This is a genomic window from Pseudomonas viridiflava (assembly GCF_900602065.1).
Taxonomy (GTDB): domain Bacteria; phylum Pseudomonadota; class Gammaproteobacteria; order Pseudomonadales; family Pseudomonadaceae; genus Aquipseudomonas.
Window position 1 is genome coordinate 1 of sequence record NZ_UWFN01000308.1, and the last position, 420, is coordinate 420.

The 420-nt window shown below is 65.7% G+C and carries 1 protein-coding gene; it reads left to right on the top strand.

Going from position 1 to position 420, the window contains the following annotated elements:
- Positions 1–17: 17 nt before the first annotated feature.
- Positions 18–420 (top strand): hypothetical protein (locus tag EE949_RS29890; protein WP_241152863.1); only part of this gene is annotated, 403 nt, incomplete at its 3' end.

Sequence of the window (420 nt, forward strand, 5' to 3'; positions counted from 1 at the left end):
GGTCGGACGAGTCGTACGTGAACGCCGTCACGCCGCCGGTGGGCGCCGTGATCGAGGTGAGGTCCCCGCTGGTGTACCCGAACGTGGTCTTCTTGCCGAGCGCGTCCGTGTACGTGGTGATGTCGCCGGTGCTGTTCTTCGTCCACGACACCGAACGCGAGCTCGAGCCGCTGGTCTGCGAGAACGTCTGCACACCGTTGGCGTACGACGAGTTCGCCGTCCGGGCCCCGGCGACACCCGCGGTCGAGACGAGGGACTTCAGGGTGAAGCCGGGCTCGTCGGAGTTGAAGCTGATCTGGTTCTTGTTCCGGTCCACGATCGACGTGGGCTGGCCGGCGAGGTTGAAGTGCGTGGTGGAGTTCGACGTCCACCCCTTCAGCGTGTACTCGTGCGTTGTGCTGTTGTCGACGCGGGTCAGGG